At 64.9% G+C, this 5864-nt stretch carries 6 protein-coding genes; all 6 read right to left on the bottom strand.

What is annotated here, in order from left to right:
- Nucleotides 1–35 precede the first annotated feature (35 nt).
- Nucleotides 36–1097, bottom strand: coding sequence for a non-hydrolyzing UDP-N-acetylglucosamine 2-epimerase (gene wecB / locus WBV42_RS19495; protein WP_423987513.1), 1062 nt, complete (start codon nt 1095–1097; stop codon nt 36–38).
- Between the two features lie 19 nt (nt 1098–1116).
- Entirely contained in the window at nt 1117–2181 is a 1065-nt protein-coding gene (locus tag WBV42_RS19500) for a glycosyltransferase family 2 protein (RefSeq protein WP_423987514.1), read from the bottom strand.
- On the bottom strand, nt 2182–3537 hold the full coding sequence (locus WBV42_RS19505) for a nucleotide sugar dehydrogenase (RefSeq protein WP_423987515.1): 1356 nt from the start codon (nt 3535–3537) through the stop codon (nt 2182–2184).
- Nucleotides 3534–4517: a Gfo/Idh/MocA family oxidoreductase gene (locus WBV42_RS19510; protein ID WP_423987516.1), complete on the bottom strand. Its 984-nt coding sequence runs from the start codon at nt 4515–4517 to the stop codon at nt 3534–3536. Before WBV42_RS19510 ends, WBV42_RS19505 begins: the two co-directional genes overlap by 4 nt.
- Nucleotides 4510–5586, bottom strand: a complete 1077-nt coding sequence (locus WBV42_RS19515; RefSeq protein ID WP_423987517.1) for a DegT/DnrJ/EryC1/StrS family aminotransferase — start codon at nt 5584–5586, stop codon at nt 4510–4512. Before WBV42_RS19515 ends, WBV42_RS19510 begins: the two co-directional genes overlap by 8 nt.
- Nucleotides 5583–5864, bottom strand: a 282-nt coding sequence (locus tag WBV42_RS19520; protein WP_423987518.1) for a DapH/DapD/GlmU-related protein, incomplete at its 5' end; no start/stop codon positions are given. The genes WBV42_RS19515 and WBV42_RS19520, both read right to left, overlap by 4 nt.

Genomic DNA, 5864 nt, shown 5'->3' on the forward strand with positions numbered 1-5864 from the left:
GTCTATCAACGTCGTGGGTCAAACACAGTTCGAATTCATAGCCGGGTAACATCGGAAAGCACCTCCACGATCCGTTCGGACGCGGTCCCATCGCCGTAGGGCGTGGGCTTCTCGTTCGGCATCGTCACGTCCGACAGGGCGCTTCGAATCGCCCCGCCGTCCGCGCCGACCAACCGGTTCCAGCCGCTCTCGACGGTCTCGACCCACTCCGTCTCCTCGCGGAGCGTGACGCAGGGCGTGTCGAGGAAGAACGCCTCCTTCTGGACGCCGCCCGAATCGGTGGCGACGACCGCCGCGGCGTCTAGTAGGGCGACGAACTGCCGATATCCGACCGGTTCGGTCAGTATCAACCCGCGTTCGGCCCGGCCGTAGAGGCCGAACTCCTCGAGTCGGGCCACCGTCCGCGGATGGGCGGGGAGGACGACCGGACGCGGGTCCTCGATCAGCGCGTCCACGATCTCCTCCAGTTTTTCGGGGTCGTCCGCGTTCGTATCCCGGTGGACCGTGGCGAGGACGAACTCCCCGGACGTCACACCGAGGTCCGAGAGAACGCTCGTGTCCGCCCGGTCGCGCGCCCAGAGCAGGGCGTCGTAGCCCACGTCGCCGGAGTTGTGGACCCCTTCCGTGATCCCCTCGCGTGCGAGGTTGGCCGCGGCGTCGGTGGACGGGACGAACAGCAGGTCGGCGGCGTGGTCGGTCAGGACGCGGTTCGTCTCCTCGGGAATCTCGCTCCCGCTGCGCATTCCGGCCTCGACGTGCGCCAACGGTGGGTCCATCTTCGACGTGACGATGGCCGCCGCGAGCGTCGAGTTGGTATCGCCATAGACGAGTACCGCGTCCGGTTCCTCGGCCTCTATTTCGGCCTCCAATCCGGAGAGCATCGCGCCGGTCTGCCGACCATGGGTGTCCGAACCGACGCCGAGGTTGGTGTCCGGGTACGGGATGGACAGTTCCTCGAAGAACACGTCCGACATTCCTTCGTCGTAGTGCTGGCCGGTGTGGACGAGCACTTCTTCGTGGTCCTGTCTGAGAACGCGAGAGACAGCGGCGGCTTTCACGAACTGCGGCCGTGCACCGACGACGGTCAGTACCTTCATCTATCGTATTCCTCCGATTTCATTCGTTGCGTACCTCCAGTTCCGCGGTTTCCTCCCGGTCGAACGCCATCGCCAGCACGAAACAGATGCCACCGAGGAGCATCGCCGTGAGTCCGTCCGACGACCCCCGCTTGTGCCGAGCCAACGAGAGCAACCCGGCGGCGGTTCCCAGTGCTCCGAGCCCGTACAGGAACGCGAGCGGGTGGAAATCCCGGACGAGATATTTCGTCTTGATCCGCCACAGGAAGCTCCACAGCAGCAGCGCGGAGAGCTTCGGGATGAACGTCGAGTACCGGATCGTGCTCTGTTCGTCGCCGTACACCGCGGGCATGGTCACGTCGGCGACGCGCATGTCGTGGACGTTCAGCCGGACGAGAAGGGCGTTCGCGAAGCCGTAATCGTCGTACGCGTCCTCGATCGCGAGCTTCGACAGCGCCCGGCTCGAAATCGCCGTGTAGCCGTTTTGCGGGTCCACCATCCCCCAGTAACCGCTGGCGACCTTCGTGAGGAACGTCAACAGCCAGTTGCCGAAACTCCGCCACGCCGACATTCCCTCGCGGAATCCCGGCGTCGAGAGTCGGTTTCCCTTCGTGTAGTCGGCCCGGCCGTCCACGATGGGTTGGATGATTCGAGCCAACATCTCGGGACGCATCTGGCCGTCACCGGCCATCACCGCCGTCACGTCGATGTTCTCCTCGTGCGCACGACAGTAGCCGGTTTTGATGGCCGCGCCGACGCCCCGATTTTCGGAGTGACGGATCGGCACGATACGCCGGTCGAAGTTCGCCCGAGCGTCGTTCACCGTGCCCCCGTCGTTCATCCTGCCACTGCCGCTCATCGCTCCGCTGTCGCCCGTTCGACCGACGTCGTCCATCGCTCCGCCGTCGCCCATCGTCGTACCGTCCGCGACCGCTTCGGCGCGTTCGGCGTGAGACTGAATCTCGGCCCACGTTCCGTCGGTCGAGCAGTCGTCGATGACGTACACCCGGTCGACGAACTCGGGGACGGTGTCGATGACGCCGCCGACGAGTCCTTCCTCGTTGTACGCCGGGACCACGACCGCGACGGATTTGCCCTCGTACATTCAGTCACCTCCGATGGTGTAGACGCGGTGGTCCGACCGGGACAGGTCCAGACAGTTCCGGCCGTCGACGACGACCATCGGATCGAACCCGTCCCAGTCGATGTCCGCGAACTCGTCGTGGTTCGTGACCATCACTGCCGCGTCGAAATCGTACTCTCCCACGGCTTCGAGCGGGAGTTTCGTCGCCTCGAAGTCGTCGGCGGTCGGAAGCACTGGGTCCACCGCGAACACGTCCGCACCGCGCTCGGTCAGGTCGGCACAGATGGGACGCGCCGGGGCGGCCCGCGTCTCCTCGACGCCGGGTCGGTAGGTCAGACCGAGGACGAGCACCCGCGAGTCCGCGAGCGATTTGCCCTCGTCCTCCAACAGTTCCCCGACCTTTTCGACCGTGAACGCGGGCATCGAGTCGTTCACCTCGCGTGCGGTACTCAACAGCGGGAAGTCCATCTCGAATTGGCGGATGAGGAAGTACGGATAGTACGGGATGCAGTGCCCGCCGACGCCCGGTCCCGGCCGGTGAATGTCACAGAACGGCTGGGTGTTCGCCGTTTCGATGGCCCGGTTGACGCTGATATCCGCCGCGTCGGCCATCGTGGCGAGTTCGTTCGCCAGCGCGATGTTGACGTCACGGTAGACGCCCTCGAACACCTTCACGGCTTCAGCGGTCGTCGCGCTCGGCACCGCGATGACCTCGTTGCTGGTCAGTTCGCCGTAGACGAGTTCCGCGACGCGCGTGCTCTCATCGTCCACGCCGCCGACGACTTTGGGGTAGGCTCCCCGAATGTCTTCCAATGCGCGACCGCTGGAGGTTCGTTCCGGGCAGACCGCGACCCCGAACTCCTCACGCGTGAGGTCGCTCTCGCGTTCCAACATCGGGAGCAAGACGTCGCGGGTCGTCCGCGGCGGGACGGTGCACTCGACCACGACGAGGTCGCCAGGGGCGAGTCCCTCGGCGACGCTCTCCATCACCGATTGGAGGATGGCGAGGTCGGGTTCGTCGTCGTCGGTTATCGGCGTCGGAACGATGACGACGTGAATCGCGGCGTCCCGCGCCGCTTCCGTCGGTGATTCGACCGCCCGGAGGGACCCCGACTCGACCGTTTCCGAGACGAGTTCCGCGAGGCCGGGTTCACGCTGGACGTGACACTCTCCGCGGTTGATTCCTGCGACCACGTCCGGATCGATATCCGCCCCGATGACGTTGCTGCAGGTCTCGGCGTACACTGCTGCGAGCGGGAGGCCCATCTTTCCGAGGCCGTACACCGCCACGGGTACCTCGCCGGACAGGAACGCTTCACGCTGCTCGTCCGTGGATGCGTCGTTCGCGTAGAGCCTTTCGGGTTGCCGCAGGCTCACCCGAGATGCACCTCCTGTTCCTGCTCCTTCGGGCCGGACGCCAGTCCGTCGATCTTTCGAGCGACTTCGAGCACGCGAAGTCCGTCCTCGCCGGTGACGACCGGCGTCGAGCCGTTCGCCGCGCTCCGGACGAACGACCGAAGTTCGTTCTTCAGCGGTTCGCCGTTCTCCACGGTCGGACGCTCGATGATGCTCTCGTGCCGGTAGCGCAGATCGCCGTTGTCCTCGATGTACTCCGGCAGCGAGTGACGGTGAATCTCGACCGACTGGTTCGTGTAATCGACGTTCACCCGACAGTCGGCCGCCGTGATCGACAGCTTCCGGACCTTCTCCTGTGTCACCCGACTCGCCGTGAGTCCGGCGACGATTCCGCCGTCGAACTGGATGCTCGCACTCGCATAGCGGTTATCCCGCGTACCGGCCGCCGCAATCGAGTTGATATCGTCGTCCACGATGGAGAGCAGTACGTCGATGTCGTGAATCATCAAATCCATCACGGCGCTCACGTCCACCGCTCGCCCCTCCGGTGGCGGGCCGAGTCGCTGTGCATCGATGGCGATGATGTCGAGTTCCGAGACGATCTCCGAGAGCGTCCGGATCGCCGGATTGAACCGTTCGATGTGGCCGACTTGAATCGTCACGTCCGCGCTTTTCGCGCGGGAGATCAGGTCCAAACCTTCGTCGGGATCGCCGACGAACGGCTTTTCGACGAGGACGTGAACCCCCGCATCGATACACTTCTTCGCCGTCTCGTAGTGGTAGGGCGTCGGAACGGCGATGGAAGCGACGTCCGCGATTTGGAGGGCGGTTTCCATATTGACGGCCTGTGTGCCGTGATTTCTGGCGACTTCGGCCGCGTTCGCTTCGTCCACGTCGTGAATCCCGACGAGATTCACTTCGGGTAGTTCACTGTAGACGCGGGCGTGATGGCGACCCATGCTTCCGACGCCGATGACGACCGCGTTCGTTGGTTCACTCATAATCTATGATAGCGGTTGCAATCGTTCGCACGTCTTCGCCCGTCAGGCCGGGATGGACGGGAAGCGAGAGGACTTCGTCCGCCATCCGTTCCGAAACCGGGGCGTCGTGTTCGACGTGCTGGTATGCTGGTTGTTTGTGAATCGGCGTCGGGTAGTAGACTCCCGTTCCGATGCCGTGCGATTCGAGGTGGTTTTGCAACCCGTCCCTGTCCTCCGTGCGAATCGTGTACTGATGGTAGACGTGGCGACAGTCGTCGGGTTCGACGGGCGGTTTGACGGTCGCTTCACGGAGGCGGTCGGTGAGATAGGCCGCGTTGGCCCGCCGTGCCTCGTTGTACTTCGGGAGCCGCGACAGCTGCACGCGACCGATGGCCGCGGCCATGCTCGTCATCCGGAAGTTGTGACCGAGACGAACGTGGTCGTAGCCGCCGTCCGCGGTGCGACCGTGGTTGACGAAACTCGCCGCGCGTTCGGCCACGTCGCGGCGGTCGCTCGTCACCATTCCCCCCTCCCCCGTCGTCATGTTCTTCGTCGGGTAGAAGGAGAAACAGGCCGCGTCGCCGAACGACCCGACTGGTCTGCCGTCGTACTCCGCACCGTGTGCCTGCGCGGCGTCCTCGATCAGTGCGACGTCGTGCGTTTCGGCGATGTCCTGCAGGTGGTTCATCTCCGCCGCCAATCCGTAGAGATGCACCGCGAGAATCGCGTCCGCCTCGTGTTTCCGGACCGCCTGCTCGGTCGCGTACGGATCGAGCGTGTACGTGTCCGAGTCGATGTCGGCGAAGACGGGTTCCGCCCCGGCGAGCCGAATCGCGTTCGCGCTGGCGACGAACGAGAACGGCGAAGTGACCACACGGTCACCCGGGCCGATATCGAGGGCCTCGAACGCGGCGTGGAGGGCCGTCGTTCCGTTGCTCGTGGCGACGCCGAACTCCGTCCCGCAGAAGGCGGCGAACTCGTCCTCGAACCGGCGTACTTCCGGCCCGTCGGCGAGTTGTCCTTCCTCGATACACGCGACGGTCGCTTCGATTTCCTCGCGCCCCAGTTCGGGGTTCGCGATGGGAATCATATGTCGTTCCCTCCCGAGAGCGATTCCGGAAGCGGACGTATCTCGGCGGGCGTACCGACGGCGAGCGTTTCGGGCGGCACGTCGTCAGTTACGACGGTACCGGCGGCGACGAAGGCCCCCTCGCCGACGGTGATGCCGGGGAGGAGGGTCACGTTCGCGCCGATGGAGACGTCGTCTTCGAGCGTCGGCCCTTCGAGGTCCGTCGATTGGCGGATGGGATACGGGTCGTTCGTGAACGTCGCGGCCGGTCCGACGAACACCCGATTCCCGACCGTGGT

The sequence above is a fragment of the Haladaptatus sp. genome, from assembly GCF_049589095.1.
Lineage (GTDB): Archaea > Halobacteriota > Halobacteria > Halobacteriales > Haladaptataceae > Haladaptatus.

Excerpts from the sequence above, each read along its gene's own strand:
- WBV42_RS19500 (WP_423987514.1), bottom strand. The coding sequence starts at position 2,181 with ATGTACGAGGGCAAATCCGTCGCGGTCGTGGTCCCGGCGTACAACGAG.
- WBV42_RS19515 (WP_423987517.1), bottom strand. The coding sequence starts at position 5,586 with ATGATTCCCATCGCGAACCCCGAACTGGGGCGCGAGGAAATCGAAGCG.
- wecB (WP_423987513.1), bottom strand. The coding sequence starts at position 1,097 with ATGAAGGTACTGACCGTCGTCGGTGCACGGCCGCAGTTCGTGAAAGCC.
- WBV42_RS19510 (WP_423987516.1), bottom strand. The coding sequence starts at position 4,517 with ATGAGTGAACCAACGAACGCGGTCGTCATCGGCGTCGGAAGCATGGGT.